The 15,780-nt window shown below is 36.0% G+C and carries 18 protein-coding genes; 11 read left to right on the plus strand and 7 right to left on the minus strand.

Annotation, left to right across the window (positions count from 1 at the left end):
* The 6 genes from APB85_RS10105 (at window position 1) to APB85_RS17595 (ending at window position 3,965) form a co-directional block, all read left to right on the plus strand.
* On the plus strand, window positions 1-189 hold the full coding sequence (locus APB85_RS10105; protein ID WP_057483240.1) for a CcoQ/FixQ family Cbb3-type cytochrome c oxidase assembly chaperone: 189 nt from the start codon (window positions 1-3) through the stop codon (window positions 187-189).
* Window positions 186-1,067: a cbb3-type cytochrome c oxidase N-terminal domain-containing protein gene (locus APB85_RS10110; RefSeq protein WP_057483241.1), complete on the plus strand. Its 882-nt coding sequence runs from the start codon at window positions 186-188 to the stop codon at window positions 1,065-1,067. The genes APB85_RS10105 and APB85_RS10110 overlap by 4 nt, the downstream gene beginning before the upstream one ends.
* A gap of 107 nt (window positions 1,068-1,174) precedes the next feature.
* Complete coding sequence (gene ccoG / locus APB85_RS10115; protein ID WP_057483242.1) at window positions 1,175-2,590, plus strand: cytochrome c oxidase accessory protein CcoG; 1,416 nt, start codon at window positions 1,175-1,177, stop codon at window positions 2,588-2,590.
* A 75-nt stretch (window positions 2,591-2,665) separates the two neighbouring features.
* Complete coding sequence (locus tag APB85_RS10120) at window positions 2,666-3,112, plus strand: FixH family protein (protein WP_057483243.1); 447 nt, start codon at window positions 2,666-2,668, stop codon at window positions 3,110-3,112.
* Complete coding sequence (locus APB85_RS10125; protein WP_057483244.1) at window positions 3,113-3,814, plus strand: sulfite exporter TauE/SafE family protein; 702 nt, start codon at window positions 3,113-3,115, stop codon at window positions 3,812-3,814.
* Between the two features lie 16 nt (window positions 3,815-3,830).
* Entirely contained in the window at window positions 3,831-3,965 is a 135-nt protein-coding gene (locus APB85_RS17595; RefSeq protein ID WP_262506283.1) for a hypothetical protein, read from the plus strand.
* Window positions 3,966-4,156: 191 nt separating this feature from the next.
* Here the strand turns inward: APB85_RS17595 and hemN are convergent, their stop codons facing one another.
* Complete coding sequence (gene hemN / locus APB85_RS10130; protein ID WP_057483245.1) at window positions 4,157-5,512, minus strand: oxygen-independent coproporphyrinogen III oxidase; 1,356 nt, start codon at window positions 5,510-5,512, stop codon at window positions 4,157-4,159.
* Between the two features lie 289 nt (window positions 5,513-5,801).
* Here hemN and APB85_RS10135 point away from each other — a divergent pair, with 289 nt between their 5' ends.
* From APB85_RS10135 to APB85_RS10150, 4 genes are all read left to right on the plus strand, one after another.
* Complete coding sequence (locus APB85_RS10135) at window positions 5,802-6,872, plus strand: AI-2E family transporter (protein WP_057483246.1); 1,071 nt, start codon at window positions 5,802-5,804, stop codon at window positions 6,870-6,872.
* An 11-nt stretch (window positions 6,873-6,883) separates the two neighbouring features.
* On the plus strand, window positions 6,884-7,714 hold the full coding sequence (locus tag APB85_RS10140; protein WP_057483247.1) for a DUF1853 family protein: 831 nt from the start codon (window positions 6,884-6,886) through the stop codon (window positions 7,712-7,714).
* 116 nt (window positions 7,715-7,830) lie between these two features.
* Window positions 7,831-8,709 carry a cation diffusion facilitator family transporter gene (locus APB85_RS10145; RefSeq protein ID WP_057483248.1) on the plus strand — a complete coding sequence of 293 codons (879 nt, stop codon included), beginning with the start codon at window positions 7,831-7,833 and terminating at the stop codon, window positions 8,707-8,709.
* A 105-nt stretch (window positions 8,710-8,814) separates the two neighbouring features.
* On the plus strand, window positions 8,815-9,975 hold the full coding sequence (locus APB85_RS10150; protein WP_057483249.1) for a baeRF7 domain-containing protein: 1,161 nt from the start codon (window positions 8,815-8,817) through the stop codon (window positions 9,973-9,975).
* A 73-nt stretch (window positions 9,976-10,048) separates the two neighbouring features.
* On the opposite strand, the gene tnpA is transcribed toward APB85_RS10150, so the two are convergent.
* Window positions 10,049-10,480, minus strand: a complete 432-nt coding sequence (gene tnpA / locus APB85_RS10155; protein ID WP_103294424.1) for an IS200/IS605 family transposase — start codon at window positions 10,478-10,480, stop codon at window positions 10,049-10,051.
* A 261-nt stretch (window positions 10,481-10,741) separates the two neighbouring features.
* Here tnpA and APB85_RS10160 point away from each other — a divergent pair, with 261 nt between their 5' ends.
* Entirely contained in the window at window positions 10,742-11,482 is a 741-nt protein-coding gene (locus APB85_RS10160; RefSeq protein ID WP_057481838.1) for an NYN domain-containing protein, read from the plus strand.
* A 66-nt stretch (window positions 11,483-11,548) separates the two neighbouring features.
* Here the strand turns inward: APB85_RS10160 and hisIE are convergent, their stop codons facing one another.
* From hisIE to hisB, 5 genes are all read right to left on the minus strand, one after another.
* Window positions 11,549-12,166 carry a bifunctional phosphoribosyl-AMP cyclohydrolase/phosphoribosyl-ATP diphosphatase HisIE gene (gene hisIE, locus APB85_RS10165; protein ID WP_057481837.1) on the minus strand — a complete coding sequence of 206 codons (618 nt, stop codon included), beginning with the start codon at window positions 12,164-12,166 and terminating at the stop codon, window positions 11,549-11,551.
* A gap of 139 nt (window positions 12,167-12,305) precedes the next feature.
* Entirely contained in the window at window positions 12,306-13,061 is a 756-nt protein-coding gene (gene hisF, locus APB85_RS10170) for an imidazole glycerol phosphate synthase subunit HisF (RefSeq protein WP_057481864.1), read from the minus strand.
* Between the two features lie 49 nt (window positions 13,062-13,110).
* Window positions 13,111-13,848 carry a 1-(5-phosphoribosyl)-5-[(5-phosphoribosylamino)methylideneamino]imidazole-4-carboxamide isomerase gene (gene hisA, locus APB85_RS10175; RefSeq protein WP_057481836.1) on the minus strand — a complete coding sequence of 246 codons (738 nt, stop codon included), beginning with the start codon at window positions 13,846-13,848 and terminating at the stop codon, window positions 13,111-13,113.
* Between the two features lie 99 nt (window positions 13,849-13,947).
* Window positions 13,948-14,529, minus strand: a complete 582-nt coding sequence (hisH, locus tag APB85_RS10180; protein WP_057481835.1) for an imidazole glycerol phosphate synthase subunit HisH — start codon at window positions 14,527-14,529, stop codon at window positions 13,948-13,950.
* An 80-nt stretch (window positions 14,530-14,609) separates the two neighbouring features.
* A complete protein-coding gene (hisB, locus tag APB85_RS10185; protein WP_057481834.1) occupies window positions 14,610-15,752 on the minus strand; it encodes a bifunctional histidinol-phosphatase/imidazoleglycerol-phosphate dehydratase HisB in 1,143 nt (380 codons plus the stop codon).
* Between the last annotated feature and the right edge of the window lie 28 nt (window positions 15,753-15,780).

A 15,780-nucleotide genomic window follows, 5' to 3' on the forward strand; every position in this document is an offset into this window, starting at 1 on the left:
ATGTTTAAATTCGTAAAAGGTCATATGGAAAGTATAGACGGGGTAATGATCTACCCGTTGATTTCCTTACTAATATTCTTCATCTTTTTTGTAGTGCTTTTCCTTTGGGTAATTACCGCAAAAAAGAAAGACATAGAAGAGGTAAGTAACCTACCCTTAGATACTAACCAGGAAAATCAGGAATTATGAAAACTACATCATACTTACGAATTGCGGGTTTTTTAATTCTTGCCCTGGTTCTAATAGAACTAACAATAGAAACAGAAAGTGGTTGGGCAATTGAACAGTATCCGGTTATTTGGGGAATTCTTGCGGTGGTGCTTGTTATAGCAATCGCTATAGAAGTCTCGATCACCGCTTTAGAAAATATGGTTTTCCGAAGTTTAAAACCAGATGCGCAAGAGCGTTATACCAAACTTAAAGCTGAAAATTCTGAAAAACAGTTTTCTGGCATAAAGAAATGGTATAAAAAGATGCTGAATCAAAAGCCTATTGAAAAGGAAGAAGAAATTCTTTTAGATCATAATTACGACGGCATCAAAGAACTGGATAACGATCTTCCTGCCTGGTGGTTGTATGGTTTTTACATCAGTATCATATTTGCTTTTGTCTATATGGGTTACTACCACATTTTTGACGGTGAAACCCAAAGAGAAGAATACCTTGCTGAGGTAGCAGAAGCCAAAGAAGAAATTGAAGCTTACAAGGCAGCAAATCCAGATCTTATAGACGCCTCCTCTGTTGAATTATTAACCGAAGCATCAGATCTTAAAGCTGGTGAAGAAATATTTATGACTAGCTGTATGGCTTGTCACCGCGCAGATGGTGGTGGTGCTATTGGCCCTAACCTTACCGATGAACACTGGATTCTTGGTGGTGGAATAAGCAACGTTTTCCAAACAGTTTCTGAAGGAGGCCGTGATGGAAAAGGAATGGTGGCCTGGAAATCTGAATTAAGTGCGCAGGAAATTGCCCAGGTGGCTAGTTATGTAATAAGTCTTGAGGGAACTAATCCTACAGATCCTAAGGCTCCCGAAGGTGAAATTTGGGAAGCCGAAACAGAATAAGTAGAGTAGATTACCTCACAACATTGAAATAAAAAAATAGATTTTAGAATATCCCGACTCTTCGAGACGGAGTACTGAATCTCGATTATCGAGTAAAAAAGAAGGTTTTGGAAAATAAGGAAAAATTCAGGGATAAAATAGCCACAGCAGGCGAGGCAGGTAAGAGACTATGGGTTTTTCCGAAGAAACCTTCTGGAAGATTTTATGAGTATAGAAAATACGTTAGTTATGTATTGCTCATTTTACTTTTTACCGCTCCATTTGTAAAAATAAATGGCAACCAGTTTTTAATGTTTAATATTCTGGAAAGGCGTTTCAATATTTTTGGATTTCCTTTCTGGCCACAAGACTTTCATATTTTCGTGATCATGATGGTAATCGGGGTGGTTTTTATCATTCTTTTTACTGTAGCCTTTGGTAGGATCTTTTGCGGTTGGCTTTGTCCGCAAACCATTTTTATGGAAATGGTTTTCCGCAGAATTGAGTATTGGATTGAAGGCGATCGTGGGAAACAAATTCGTTTGGACAAACAAAAATGGGATGCCGAAAAAATAAGAAAACGTTCCTTAAAATGGTTCGTATTCTTTGTGATCTCGTTTTTAATTGCCAATGTTTTCCTGGCCTACTTAATAGGCAGCGATCGGTTGATTCAATATGTAACCGCGGGACCTTTAAATCATTTAAGCACCTTTGTTTCCCTTATTATTTTCACGGCGGTCTTTTATTTTGTTTTCGCCTGGTTTAGGGAGCAGGTTTGTGTTATTGCCTGCCCTTACGGGAGACTACAGGGCGTACTTTTAGACAACAAATCTATAGTAGTTGCCTACGATCACAAACGTGGTGAAAAAGAAAAAGGAAGAGCTAAATTTAAAAAGAACGAAGACCGGGAAGCATCAGGAAAAGGCGATTGTATAGACTGCTTTCAGTGTGTGCAGGTTTGCCCAACAGGTATAGATATTAGAAACGGCACGCAACTGGAATGTATAAACTGCACCGCTTGTATAGATGCCTGTGATAATATGATGGAAGCTGTAGATCTTCCTAAAGGATTAATTCGCTACGCCAGCGAAGAAAATATTGAAAAGAAAGCAAAATTCAAATTTACTCCAAGGTTAAAGGGTTACAGTGTAGTTTTAGGAATTTTAACCGCTGTTTTGGTGGGGATGTTATTTGTAAGAAGCGAGGTTGAAGCCAGAATTTTAAGATTACCGGGGCAGTTATATGAACGAAAGGCCGATAATATTGTTAGCAATGTTTTTACTTATAAACTGGTAAACAAAACTACAGCCGATTTTGAAGATATTGAATTCAGGTTGTTGTCTCACCAGGGCGAAATAAAACCGGTAAAACAATCAAATATTATGGTGCCGGGACAGGAATTAACCGAAGGTACACTGTTTATAGAGATCCATGCCGCTGCACTCGAAGATGAGAAAGAAAAGTTAAAGATTGGTATTTACAGTGGTGATAGATTAATAGAAACTACCAGTACTATGTTTATGGGGCCACGTAGTTTTAACTAAACTAGCATGATGCTGAATGCTAAGAACTGATTTTAATTTGATAGTATCCCAATTTTGGGTAAAAAAATATACAAAATGAAGATAAACTGGGGAACAGGGATCGTAATTGGAATGGCACTTTTTATAAGTTTCATTATGTATCTGGTAATAAATATGCTTACCGATAAAAAATTTGATCACGATTTGGTGACTGAAGAATATTATCAGGAAGAATTACATTATCAGGAGGAGATTAATGCGGAAACCAATGCATTCTCGCTGGAAGAAAATATTACAGATAAACGCGTAAAAGATGGTTGGCTTATAGAGTTTCCAGAAAACCTGGAACTTTCTAAAATTTCAGGGAATCTTAATTTTTACCGTCCATCTAATGAGAAACTGGATTTCAATATTCCACTGGAGCTAAGCTCGCACCAGGTATTTATAAAAAACGAGCAGTTGGTAAAAGGTCGTTGGAATATTAAAATTCACTGGGAATACGAGGAAACACCTTATTTGTATAAAAACGAAATTGTTTATTAAATGTTGATTTCGGCATTAATATTTGGACTGCTTGGAAGTTTTCACTGTGTGGGAATGTGTGGCCCTATAGCATTTTTATTGCCGGTAGATCACAAGAACAATGTTAGAAAGCTTGGGCAGATCTCACTTTATCATTTTGGCAGATTAAGTTCTTACGCGATCATCGGACTTTTGTTCGGATTGCTCGGTAAAAGTTTTAGTCTTTTTGGACTTCAACAACAACTTTCAATTCTGGTTGGAGCTTTAATGATCTTGGTCATTCTGCTTCCTTATAAAAAGTTCAGTAAGTATAACGGTTCAAAACCTATTTTTAAAATTGTTTCAAAAATAAAGAGTAATCTTGGGAAGCAATTAAAACGAAAGTCACCCGATACTTTTTATACCATTGGTTTTCTAAACGGTTTTCTACCCTGCGGACTTGTTTATATGGCAGTATTTGGCGCTATAGCATCGGCTACAGCCCTGGAAGGAAGTTTATATATGGCCGTTTTTGGGCTGGGAACAATCCCGTTAATGACAACCGCAATTTATTTAGGCAATTTTATCAATCTAAATATTAGATCTAAAATTAGAAAAGCGGTTCCCGTTTTTGTGATCCTTATAGGCCTATTATTTATTCTTAGAGGAATGGGGTTGGGAATACCTTACCTCTCCCCTATGGAAATAACTCCAGAAATAACAGCAACACAAAGTTGCCACTAACCTAAAAACACTTGTTATGAAATTATTAAACACAATTGCACTGGTAAATTGGGAAATGGGAAGTTTTCTTATTGCTATTTTCGGTGTTGTTTGCGCCGGCTTGATTCTAATCGTTTTTAATATGATAAACAGCGGAAAGGATAAAGAGTGAAAACTTCGCAACATGTTTAGGAATTATTATTGGAAAAAATAATTAGATTTCGAGACATCTCGACCCTCCCAACCAGCATTAAATATCGACTATTCAGTTAACTATTTTACTCTTAGTTTAAAATGAAAGAATAAAAAAGTCCGTTTGGAAATTCTCCCAACGGACTTTTTACTTCGGTTTTAACACTTAAATTAAACCGTCATTGAAAAGAGTTGCGTGTCAGGTTTCTTCGCCTGCATTCTTAGATCAAAAGCCATACAAATGTTTCGAACAAAGGGTCTTCCTTTTTCTGGAATAGTTAATGCATTTTCCTTAAAGTTTACAAGCCCATCTGCCTCCATTTCTCCTACTTTGGTAAGCACCTCTGGTAATTCTTCAAAATAATCTTTTGAAGATTCCCAGCTGGTTTCTAAATGACACATTAAATTGAGAATATGTTTTCTTATAATTAGATCTTTTTCATTTAAAATATGTCCACGAAAAACAGGAATAATTCCATCGGCAATAAGACTCTGGTAAGCTTCTACCGATTTTTCATTCTGTGCGAAACCATACCAGCTATCGCTTATGGCAGAAACGCCCAAACCAATCATAGAAGCTCCGGAAGAGGTAGTGTACCCCATAAAGTTTCTATGTAATTTTTTTTCTTTTAAAGCTTTATATAAAGAATCGGTTTTAAGCGCAAAGTGGTCCATCCCTATTTCTACATAACCGGCAGCTTCCAGCATTTGCTTTCCTACTTCATACATTTCCCGTTTTTCATCGGCGGCAGGAAGATCTGAGTCTTTAAATCCACGTTGGCCATTTCCTTTAATCCAGGGTACGTGCGCATAGCTATAAAAAGCAATACGATCTGGCATTAATAATTTCGTTTTTTCTATGGTTTCAATAATATCGTTTTTGGTTTGAAACGGTAAACCAAAGATAATATCGTGTCCCACAGAGGTAAAACCGGCTTCCCGGGATTCTTCTGTAGCTCTTTTTACATTTTCAAAGGGTTGAATTCTATGAATTGCCTTTTGTACTTTCTCGCTATAATCCTGCACGCCATAGCTTACACGTTTAAAGCCTAAATCTGAAAACATTTTTAAATGCTCTTTCGTTGTATTATTGGGGTGACCTTCAAAACTTAATTCTGTTTCACAATCTTTGTTAGCTTTCCGAAATAGCATATTCAGTAAGAATTTAAGGTTCTCGGAAGCAAAGAAAGTGGGTGTCCCCCCTCCTAGATGCAATTCCCTAATTGTAGGCTTTTCACCAAGAATCTCAAGATAGAGATCCCATTCCCGCAACAGCATTTCTATATATGGAGATTCTACTTCGTGCTTTTTTGTAATTCGTTTATTACATCCGCAAAAGGTGCACAAACTCTCACAAAAAGGTAAATGAATATAAAGGCTTATTTCTTTATTCTCACTAAAACTACGTTTTAAACTTTCTTTCCAGGCAGCCAAAGAAAAACTATCTTCCTGCCAATAAGGAACTGTTGGATAACTTGTATACCGTGGCCCCGGCACATTATATTTACTAATTAAATTTGTGGACATATAAAGTGTGATTTTCTACAAAAATATTTCACTTTATTTCTAATTAATATGAGAAGAATCAGCTTCCAGGTAAACTTCTTTTAGAGGATTTTCAAGAATTTTTTAATCTACTTATTACTAAGCTATTACTTCTTTTTACTTGAAGCCACATTTCAGATTGTCAAAAAGAATCTGTAATTATTTATTAAAAAGTTTAAACCTTTGCAAAATTTATCCTGATTTACTGTACTTTATTTAATGGTTAGCGAACTTTTTCTATCTTCAATGTTTCAAACCAACTAACCAAAAAATGAACAAGGCACACAAAACATTGCTTTTTCCCTTAGTAGCCCTTTTAGTAGGCGCCTACTTTCTTTTCTCGGGATTGGCTGAAGCAAAAGGCTTCCTGGCTCCCCTGGTAACGGCAATAATCCTGGCGCTTTTATTAATTCCACTAGGTAATTTGATAGAAAAAAAGCTTAATCGTACTTTTTCCTCTTTACTAAGTACCATTTTATTATTTCTATTTTCAATCGGAGTTTTTGTGCTGCTCTCTTTTCAAATTAAAAGTTTTGTAGACGATTGGGGCAAAATTAAGGCAACCATGGCCCCAAAAATAGAACAGCTACAAAATTACGCTTACGAGCATACCGCTTTAAGCAGTAAAGACCTGGAGACTTATAAAGAAAAGAATGATATACAAAGTATGTTAACCTCCAGCGGAAATTCGGGAGAAAAAGCATTCAATTTTATTAATTCGGTCACCAGTTTTATTAGTAATTATTTACTCACATTTATCTATATATTTTTTCTGCTGAATTATAGGAAACGTTTTAAAATCTTTATTCTAAAATTATTTTCCAATCAGCGGAAAAGAGAAGTAAAACAAATTATCAACGAAACTGCTCGGGTAGCCCAGTTTTACCTAAGAGGAAAATTAATCTTAATTGTTATTCTCTCCATTCTTTATAGTATAGGCCTGGGAATTTCTGGCGTAAGTAATTTTATTTTAATCGCCGTTATTGCTTCTTTTCTAACTTTAATTCCATTTATAGGAAATATCATAGGAATGAGCCTTGCTTTAATTTTTGGTTATCTCACCCAGGGCGAAACCAGCATTTTAATTGGAGTTATTCTCACTTTTACGCTAGTACAATTTATAGAAAGTTATGTTTTAGAGCCATTCATTGTTGGTGATAAAGTTGATATTCATCCATTTTTTGTGATCCTTGCCATTATTCTCGGTAATATGATTTGGGGCGTTATGGGAATGATTTTGGCTATTCCGGTTCTAGGAATTATAAATGTGATTTTTAATCACGTTCCTTCATTAAAACCCTTCGGCTTTTTACTAAGCACCGATAATTCAAACGAGGATTAACTAATTTTAGAATGCAAAACCGTGTAGCAAAACAATTTGAAGGATTTTTAAATACACCGGCTCTTTGGAAAAACTATTTCCAGGAAATTCAACAGTTTGAATTACCGGAAATAAATGATCCGCTACAAAAACCTATAGCTGAAGATCTACCTTCCCTTTCTACTAATTTTGTAATGGGTAAAAGGGTAGAACGATTTTTTGAATGGTTAATTCGGCAAAATCAAGGCTATAAATTACTGGCAGTAAATATGCAGATTAGTCGGAATAAGATCACTTTGGGAGAACTTGATTTTCTATTAAAAAATCTTATAAACCAACAGGTGTACCACGTAGAAATGGTGTATAAATTCTATGTTTACGATCCATCTTTTACCGCGGAAAATCAACGTTGGATTGGCCCAAACCGAAAGGATACTCTATTACAAAAAACCGAAAAATTAAAGGAAAAACAGTTCCCACTTCTGTTTAAACCTGAAACAAAAGAACTTCTAAGCTCCCTTAATTTAAATGCAGAAGAAGTACTTCAACAAAGCTGTTTTAAAGCCAATTTATTTGTTCCAGGAGAACTTCAGAATAAACAATTTTCAAAAATCAACAATGATTGTATCGCTGGAATTTGGCTTCATTATAAAGAGTTTAAAACTTCCAGTTACAAGAGTTTTCAATATTATGCACCTAAAAAGCAAGATTGGCCAATACTGCCGAAATACGGTGAAACCTGGTTTAGTCATTCAGAAATAATACAACAAATAGAGATTTTATTCGAAAACAAAAAAGCGCCATTAATCTGGGTAAAAAAACCGGGAAATAATTATGAGCGATTGTTTGTAGTTTGGTGGTAGTATCGTGCTGGATTTTCCGAATAGTTAAAGGAGATTATCTACCAGCATTTATAACTTGATTATCGACTAGAATTATATTATTCCATTAAATTTGCAATCCAAATCAAATTCCCAGCATGAACCAGAACACAAGTGAAGCGATAAAAGCCTCCTGGCTTAGCATTTTTGGAAATGCTTTGTTAGCAATCGCTAAATTTGTAACTGGAATATTTGGAAATTCTTATGCGCTTATCGCCGATGCGATAGAGTCTACCACCGATGTTTTCTCTTCTTTTCTCGTTTTACTTGGCCTTAAATATTCCAGTAGGCCACCAGATGAAAATCATCCTTATGGTCACGGAAAAGCCGAACCGCTTATGACCTTTGCGGTGGTGGGATTTTTAGTGGTTTCAGCAACCGTAATTGCTTACGAGAGTATTCAGCATATACAAACCCCGCATAAAGTTCCGGAGCCTTACACCCTTATTGTACTTGGCGCAATTGTTATCATTAAAGAATATTTTTATAGAAAAGTATCTAAAAAGGGAGATGAAACCAAAAGCACTTCTTTAAAAGCTGATGCCTGGCACCACCGTAGCGATGCTATTACCTCTTTAATGGCATTTATAGGGATCTCTATAGCACTATTTATGGGTAAAGGTTATGAAACGGCAGACGATTGGGCCGCGCTCTTTGCTTCGGGATTTATTATTTATAACGCTTATCTTATTCTAAGACCTGCTTTAGGTGAAGTAATGGACGAGCATATGTATGATGATATGATTGGCGAAATCCGGGAAGTGAGTATTAATGTTCCCGGAGTTTTGGATACCGAAAAATGCAACGTTCGTAAAACCGGAATGATTTATCACGTAGATCTTCATATTATCGTGAATGCTGAAATAAGTGTTAAAGAGGGCCACGATATTGCTCACAATGTAAAAAATGAACTCCTCGCTCATTTTCCTGAAATTTTCGACGTACTTATTCACGTAGAGCCGAATATAGAAATTTAAAGCAGCATCTTAAGAAAGTTTTAGCGTTAAAGCCCTGCTAAACCCCATTGGTTTATAGGAAAATCAACTTATCTTCATTAGTGAATTAACCAAAAAAATGAAATTATGAGTTTGATAAATGATAAGGATTTGGAGAAATTAATGAACGTACAGGATAAAACCTGTGTTTCCATATTTATACCTACCCAACGTGCCGGTAAGGAAGTTTTAGAGGAAAAAAATAAAACCCATTTAAAATCTCTTTGGAAAGAAGTTGGAACCCAACTTAAAGAAAAGGGATTAAGTGAAGATAAAATTGCAAAAATAGGAAAGCCTATTGAAGCTTTATTGAGTGATAAATCTTTTTGGAGACATCAAAGCGACGGACTTGCGATTTTTGCGGCAGAAGATTTCTTCGAAAAATATACCCTTCCGGTAAACTTTGAAGCCCATACTTATATTTCCGAAGAATTTTACATTAAACCACTAGTTCCAATGTTTAATGAAGACAGCCGTTTTTATTTACTGGCGCTTCAATTGGAAGATGTAGAGCTTTATGAAGCCACAACTTATAGTATTGGAAAAGTAGAAATAGATGACCTGGTACCTTCAAGGTTAGAAGAACGGGTAGGATTTGACTATAAACAAAAACACCTGGACTTTAAAACACAGAATTCTGGCGGAGAAAATACAATTTTCCACGGTCATGGTGGTGCTAGTGAAGAAGTACGGAAAGAAGAGATTAATAGGTACTTTAGAGCTATAGATAAAGGATTGGATAGCGTGCTACACGATGAAAGAGTTCCATTAGTAGTTGCTACACAAGACTATTTATTTCCTATTTATGAAAAAGTAAATACTTATAATCATTTATTTGAGAAGGTAATACCCGGAAACCCATCAGATACCGATATGTTGGGCTTACACGAAAAGGCTCTTAAAATACTTGAACCTGAACTGGAAAAGACAAAAAGAGAAAAAACGAAGAAATTTAATGAATTGAATAATACCGATAATACCGGGGTTTCAGTAACCGATATTCTTCCTGCAGTTCAGCAAGGTAAAGTGGATACATTATTTCTGGAAAACCGAAGTGAAATTTGGGGAACCTATAATGATGAAAATATGAATGTAACCATTCACGACGATCAGCAAAATGGAAATTATTCATTAATGAACTGGGCTGCGAAAAAAGTCTTAAAACAAGGTGGTAATGTTTTTCTTATTCCAGAAGCACAAATGCCAGATAAAAATTCAAAAATAAATGCACTTTATCGCTTTAATTAATAAAGTATAACTAAACCACTCTGCACTAAAAGTGCAGAGGTTCATTAATACTGGGGACTAAAAGTCCCCTTTACTATTCCAATATAAAATTGGAATTATCACTCGAATCACGCCGGTGATGTTCCAAGTATTCATTGACCATTTTATCGGTAATATTACCAGTACTCCAGACTCCATAACCACTTGACCAAAAATGTTGTCCCCAATAACGCTCCTTCAATTTTGGAAATTCTTGTTGAAGTTTCCTTGATGTACGACCTTTAAGTTTTTTCAATATGCTACTTACATTCAATTTTGGAGCATATTCGATGTGCATATGAACGTGATCCGAACTAACTACTCCTTTAAGTATTTCTATACCTTCAGCTTCACATATTTGGATTAAAAGTTCACGACAACGAGTTTGAACATCTCCTCGGAGTACCTTGTAACGATATTTTGTAACCCAAACAATATGACACGTTAAATAACTAACCGTATGAGAGCCTTTTCTTTGATAACTCATAATACGAAAATATAGATTTTTTCGCACTACTAAAGTGCTGCAATAAAATTGCAGGGTTTAAATCCCATTTTTGAGACCAATCAAAAAAAAGGAAGACGGCTCTTAGCCGTCTTTTTTATACAAAAAAAGTATCTTTACTCGATTATTGAGATTAAATGCTCTATTTCGAAGAGTCGGGATGTCTCGAAATCAAATTATATTTTATAATATTCAGGCTTTAGGAGCTTGCTTCAAAGTAGTTTACTTTAAACAACAGATTCTATGGAAACCAACCTAGCGGTACTAATTGATGGCGATAATATTCCATCAGCATATATAAAAGAAATGATGGAAGAAATTGCTAAATACGGCAGTCCTACTATCAAAAGAATTTACGGCGACTGGACCAAACCTCATTTAGTAAAATGGAAAAATGTATTGCTGGAAAACGCTATTAATCCCATTCAGCAATATGGATACACTCAGGGAAAAAACGCTACAGATTCAGCGATGATCATCGATGCAATGGATATTTTATATTCAGATAAAGTAGATGGATTTTGCCTGGTTTCCAGCGATAGCGATTTCACCAGGCTGGCAACACGACTGCGTGAAGCCGGAAAGAATGTTATTGGAATTGGTGAGAAGAAAACACCCGAGCCCTTTATTGTAGCCTGCGACAGGTTTATTTATATAGAAATTTTAAAGAATTCTGATAAAGATAGTGACCAAAGCAGCGAAAAAGGTGGAAAAAGCTCTAAAAAGAAAAATGTAGATAAAATTACTCCTAAGGTTGTTCGTCTTATCTCCCAAACTATTTCAGATGTTGCAGATGAAGATGGATGGGCGTTTCTTGGCGATGTGGGAAGTTTACTTCAGAAGAAACAACCTAATTTTGATTCTCGTAACTACGGCTTTCAGAAATTAACTCCAATGATTCATTCAATAGATAAATTTGAAATTGAATCGCGTACCAACCAAAACAGTAAATTCAAACTTATTTACGTTAGAAATAAAGACTAGTTAAAAAAATAAAATCCCCTTTTATATCAAAAAGGGGATTTTTTATTGTGTGTTAAGTGCTATAATCTAATGTCTTTTTTCTAAAACTTCGGCGATATCTTTTAAAGAGTATCCTTTTGCTTTTAGCAAAATTAAATAGTGAAAAAGTAAATCGGCACTTTCGTTCAAGAACAACTCTTCATTATCATCTTTAGCTTCAATTACTGTCTCAACAGCCTCCTCACCCACTTTTTGGGCAATCTTATTCATTCCAGCATCAAAAAGCGAAACCACATAAGAGTTTTTATCTTCTCGTAACTCAGGCTCCACCTCACTCATTCTTTTGCGTTTGGCGATAATTCCTTCCAATTGAGAAAGAAAACCAAAATTAGGCTCGTTATCCTCTGCCCAGCAAGTATCTGTTCCTTTGTGGCAGGTTGGCCCTTCAGGATTAACCGAAATTAGCAAGGTATCATTATCACAATCATTTTTTATACTGACCAAATGAAGGTAATTGCCACTTTCTTCACCTTTGGTCCATAAACGTTTCTTGGTCCTACTAAAAAAAGTGACTTTCTTGGTTTCATTGGTTTTTAAAAATGCTTCCTCGTTCATATACCCCAACATCAACACATTTTTAGTTGATGCATCCTGGATTATCGCAGGTACAAGTCCGTCGTTATTTTTATTAAAATCTATATTCATGTTTATTTTTTTAAAACGTCATCCTGAATTATTTTCAGTGCCTGCCCCGATTTTTATCGGGGATCTAATATACCAGAGCAGAGAACAAAGATTTTTCTACTCTATTCTCTTTTTTCTCTTTTTTCTCTTTTCTTGAATCTTAAAGTCTAACTTCCACTCCATTTCTACGAAGTTCTTCTTTTAAATCTTTAATCTCGATTTCTTTGAAATGAAAAACACTGGCTGCAAGTGCCGCATCAGCTTTTCCTTCAATAAAAGTATCGCAAAAATGCTGCATATTTCCGGCACCACCAGAAGCGATTATTGGAATATTTAATTCTGAAGATAAAACTGCCAGGGCTTCGTTTGCAAAGCCTTCTTTGGTTCCATCGTTATTCATAGAGGTAAATAATATCTCCCCGGCACCACGTTCTTCAACTTCTTTAGCCCATTGAATTAAATTGATATCAGTTGGTACTTTTCCGCCAACCAAATGCACCAACCATTCACCGTTTACCTGCTTGGCATCTATCGCTACTGTAATACATTGACTCCCGAATTTAGCCGCAAGCTCATTAATTAGATCGGGGTTTTTTACTGCCGAAGAATTTATAGAAACCTTATCTGCACCATTTTTTAGCAATATATCCACATCTTCCACCGATGAAATTCCACCACCAACCGTAAACGGGATATTTACTTTTTCAGCAACCCGTCTCACTAAATTGGCAAGGGTTTTTCGTTTCTCTTCAGTAGCCGAGATATCAAGAAAAACCAATTCATCTGCACCAGATTTTGCATAGATCTCAGCCAGTTCCACGGGATCACCGGCATCGCGTAAATCTATAAAATTTACGCCCTTAACGGTTCTTCCATCTTTAATATCCAGGCAGGGTATAATTCGTTTTGTAAGCATTTTAAAAGTTTTGTATTGAATAAATACTTTTTGATTCCCCATATGGGGGCTAGGGGGCTATTATAAATTTCTCTAATTCTTTCATTTGGATACGGCCTTCGTAAATGGCCTTTCCTATTATAGTGCCTTCGCAGCCAAGTTCAGCCAGTTCTGGCAACTCGCTAAAGGTAGAGATTCCTCCGGAAGCTATAAGTTTTAGTTTTTTATCTTCTGATGAAGTTTCTTCCAGAATCCTCCGGTAAAGTTCAAAGGAAGGGCCTTCCAGCATTCCATCTTTAGAGATATCGGTACAAATTACATAGTTTATACCTTCTTCCTGGTATTCCTGAATAAAAGGGATCAATTCTTTATTAGATTCTTCCTGCCAGCCGCTAACCGCAATTTTTTCGTTATTCGCATCAGCTCCCAGGATTATTTTTTCCGAACCAAATTTCTGAATCCAGGATTTAAAAATATCTGGATCTTTAACCGCGATACTTCCACCGGTAATTTGGTGTGCACCACATTCGAAAGCGATTTGTAAATCCTTATCGGTTTTTAATCCGCCGCCAAAATCAACTTTTAGGTTGGTTTTTGAAGCGATCTCTTCCAGGATTTTATGGTTTACGATATTTTTTGATTTGGCACCATCTAAATCTACCAAATGTAAATACTGAATTCCGTGTGCCTCAAAATTCTTAGCTACTTCTAGCGGGTTTTCATTATAAATTTTCTTGGTATTATAATCACCTTTAGAAAGCCGAACACATTTACCTTCAATTATATCTATAGCTGGAATTATTCTCATTTAAAGTACGAAGTTAGAAGTTTTTTTATCTGTTTTTTGCAACGAATGCACGAATATAATTTTTCGCAACGCCTCCTCCCCCTTCGGGGGTTGGTGGGCTTATATTTTTAGAAAATTTCCCAGAATTTTCTCACCCGCATCGCTACTTTTCTCGGGGTGAAATTGTACACCATAAAAATTATCTTTCTGAATAGCCGAAGTATATTCTACTCCATACTCGGTTGAAGCTATAGTTTCTGCGCATTCCTTAACATAAAAACTATGTACTAAATACACGAATTCTCCTTCTGAAATTCCAGTAAACAACTCTGACCTTAAATCATAAATTTTATTCCACCCAATTTGCGGAACTTTTAATTGGTTCTCAAATTTCACCACATCAGCATGAAAAATTCCAAGTCCGTTTGTATCTCCTTCCTCGCAATAAGTACACATTAACTGCATTCCGAGGCAAATTCCCAAAACCGGCTGTTTTAGTGTAGGAATCACTTTATCTAATCCCGTAGACTTTAGCATTTTCATTGCGCTGCTTGCCTCGCCCACGCCGGGGAAAATTACCTTGTCTGCTGATTTTATTTCTTCGGCATCACTGCTTAAAATAGCCTCATATCCAAGTCGCTGTATGGCAAATTTGATACTTTGAATATTACCCGCTCCGTAATCTATTATTACAATCCTCATATTCTATTGTTGAGTATTAAGTATTGAGTTTTGATTTTCCTTAAAATATCAAATTACTCAATACTTATATCTAAAATCTTTTAAAGCATTCCTTTAGTTGATGGAAGTATCATTTTTTCAGCATCGCGCTTTACCGCTACTTTAATCGCTTTGGCAAAAGCTTTAAAAATCGCTTCAATTTTATGATGCTCATTTTGCCCTTCAGCTTTTACATTAAGATTGGCCTTCGCGCCATCGGTAAAGGATTTAAAGAAATGATAGAACATTTCAGTAGGCATTTTTCCAACCATTTCTCGTTTAAATTCGGTTTCCCAAACTATCCAGTTTCTACCGCCAAAATCTATGGTCACCTGCGCCAGGCAATCGTCCATAGGCAGACAAAAACCGTATCGTTCTATTCCAAGTTTATTGCCCAAAGCTTTGCTAAAAACCTCTCCAAGCGCAATTGCCGTATCTTCTATGGTGTGGTGCTCATCAACCTCCAAATCTCCCTTAACGTTCACGGTAAGGTCCATTTGACCGTGACGTGCGATCTGATCTAACATATGGTCGAAAAATGCAATTCCAGTAGTGATATCAGACTTCCCTGTCCCATCTAAATTTAGTTGAATAAAGATATCGGTTTCACTGGTTTTCCTTGAAATTTCAGCCGTTCTATCGTTTAACTTCAGAAATTCATAGATCTCTTTCCAACTACTGGTTTTTAAAGCAATAGTTTCTTTAACCTTTTCCTGATCGTTTTTAACTTCGTCGTTTGCTAAATCTTCGTGAGTATCTATAAAAATGCCTTTTCCGCCAAAATTATAAGCAAATTCAATATCTGTAAGTCGGTCGCCGACCATAAAGGAATTCTTTAGATCGTAGTTTTCTTCGTTATTTAGATATTTCTCCTCTAAAAGTCCGGTATTAGGCTTCCGGGTGGGAGAATTATCTTTTGCAAACGTGCGGTCCATTAGTACTTCCTTAAACTCCACTCCTTCATTTTTAAAGGTTTGCAGAATAAAATTTTGAATAGGCCAAAAGTCTTCTTCAGGATAGCCTTCTGTTCCCAGACCATCCTGATTAGTGACCATTACCAATTCGAAATCCAGTTCTGCGGCAATTTTCTTTAAATAATACAGAGCTTCCGGATAAAATTCCAGCTTTTCAATGCGATCAACCTGGTAATCTTCGGGCTCGTGAATTAATGTCCCATCGCGATCTATAAATAATACTTTTTTCATAATCTATTTTGTCATTTCCGCGGAAGCG

The organism is Salegentibacter mishustinae, from assembly GCF_002900095.1.
Classification (GTDB): Bacteria; Bacteroidota; Bacteroidia; order Flavobacteriales; family Flavobacteriaceae; genus Salegentibacter; species Salegentibacter mishustinae.

Coding starts and splice junctions, on each gene's coding strand:
- APB85_RS10105 (WP_057483240.1), top strand. CDS start 1: ATGTTTAAATTCGTAAAAGGTCATATGGAAAGTATAGACGGGGTAATG.
- APB85_RS10110 (WP_057483241.1), top strand. CDS start 186: ATGAAAACTACATCATACTTACGAATTGCGGGTTTTTTAATTCTTGCC.
- APB85_RS10120 (WP_057483243.1), top strand. CDS start 2,666: ATGAAGATAAACTGGGGAACAGGGATCGTAATTGGAATGGCACTTTTT.
- APB85_RS10125 (WP_057483244.1), top strand. CDS start 3,113: ATGTTGATTTCGGCATTAATATTTGGACTGCTTGGAAGTTTTCACTGT.
- APB85_RS17595 (WP_262506283.1), top strand. CDS start 3,831: ATGAAATTATTAAACACAATTGCACTGGTAAATTGGGAAATGGGAAGT.
- hemN (WP_057483245.1), bottom strand. CDS start 5,512: ATGTCCACAAATTTAATTAGTAAATATAATGTGCCGGGGCCACGGTAT.
- APB85_RS10135 (WP_057483246.1), top strand. CDS start 5,802: ATGAACAAGGCACACAAAACATTGCTTTTTCCCTTAGTAGCCCTTTTA.
- APB85_RS10140 (WP_057483247.1), top strand. CDS start 6,884: ATGCAAAACCGTGTAGCAAAACAATTTGAAGGATTTTTAAATACACCG.
- APB85_RS10145 (WP_057483248.1), top strand. CDS start 7,831: ATGAACCAGAACACAAGTGAAGCGATAAAAGCCTCCTGGCTTAGCATT.
- APB85_RS10150 (WP_057483249.1), top strand. CDS start 8,815: ATGAGTTTGATAAATGATAAGGATTTGGAGAAATTAATGAACGTACAG.
- tnpA (WP_103294424.1), bottom strand. CDS start 10,480: ATGAGTTATCAAAGAAAAGGCTCTCATACGGTTAGTTATTTAACGTGT.
- APB85_RS10160 (WP_057481838.1), top strand. CDS start 10,742: ATGGAAACCAACCTAGCGGTACTAATTGATGGCGATAATATTCCATCA.
- hisIE (WP_057481837.1), bottom strand. CDS start 12,166: ATGAATATAGATTTTAATAAAAATAACGACGGACTTGTACCTGCGATA.
- hisF (WP_057481864.1), bottom strand. CDS start 13,061: ATGCTTACAAAACGAATTATACCCTGCCTGGATATTAAAGATGGAAGA.
- hisA (WP_057481836.1), bottom strand. CDS start 13,848: ATGAGAATAATTCCAGCTATAGATATAATTGAAGGTAAATGTGTTCGG.
- hisH (WP_057481835.1), bottom strand. CDS start 14,529: ATGAGGATTGTAATAATAGATTACGGAGCGGGTAATATTCAAAGTATC.
- hisB (WP_057481834.1), bottom strand. CDS start 15,752: ATGAAAAAAGTATTATTTATAGATCGCGATGGGACATTAATTCACGAG.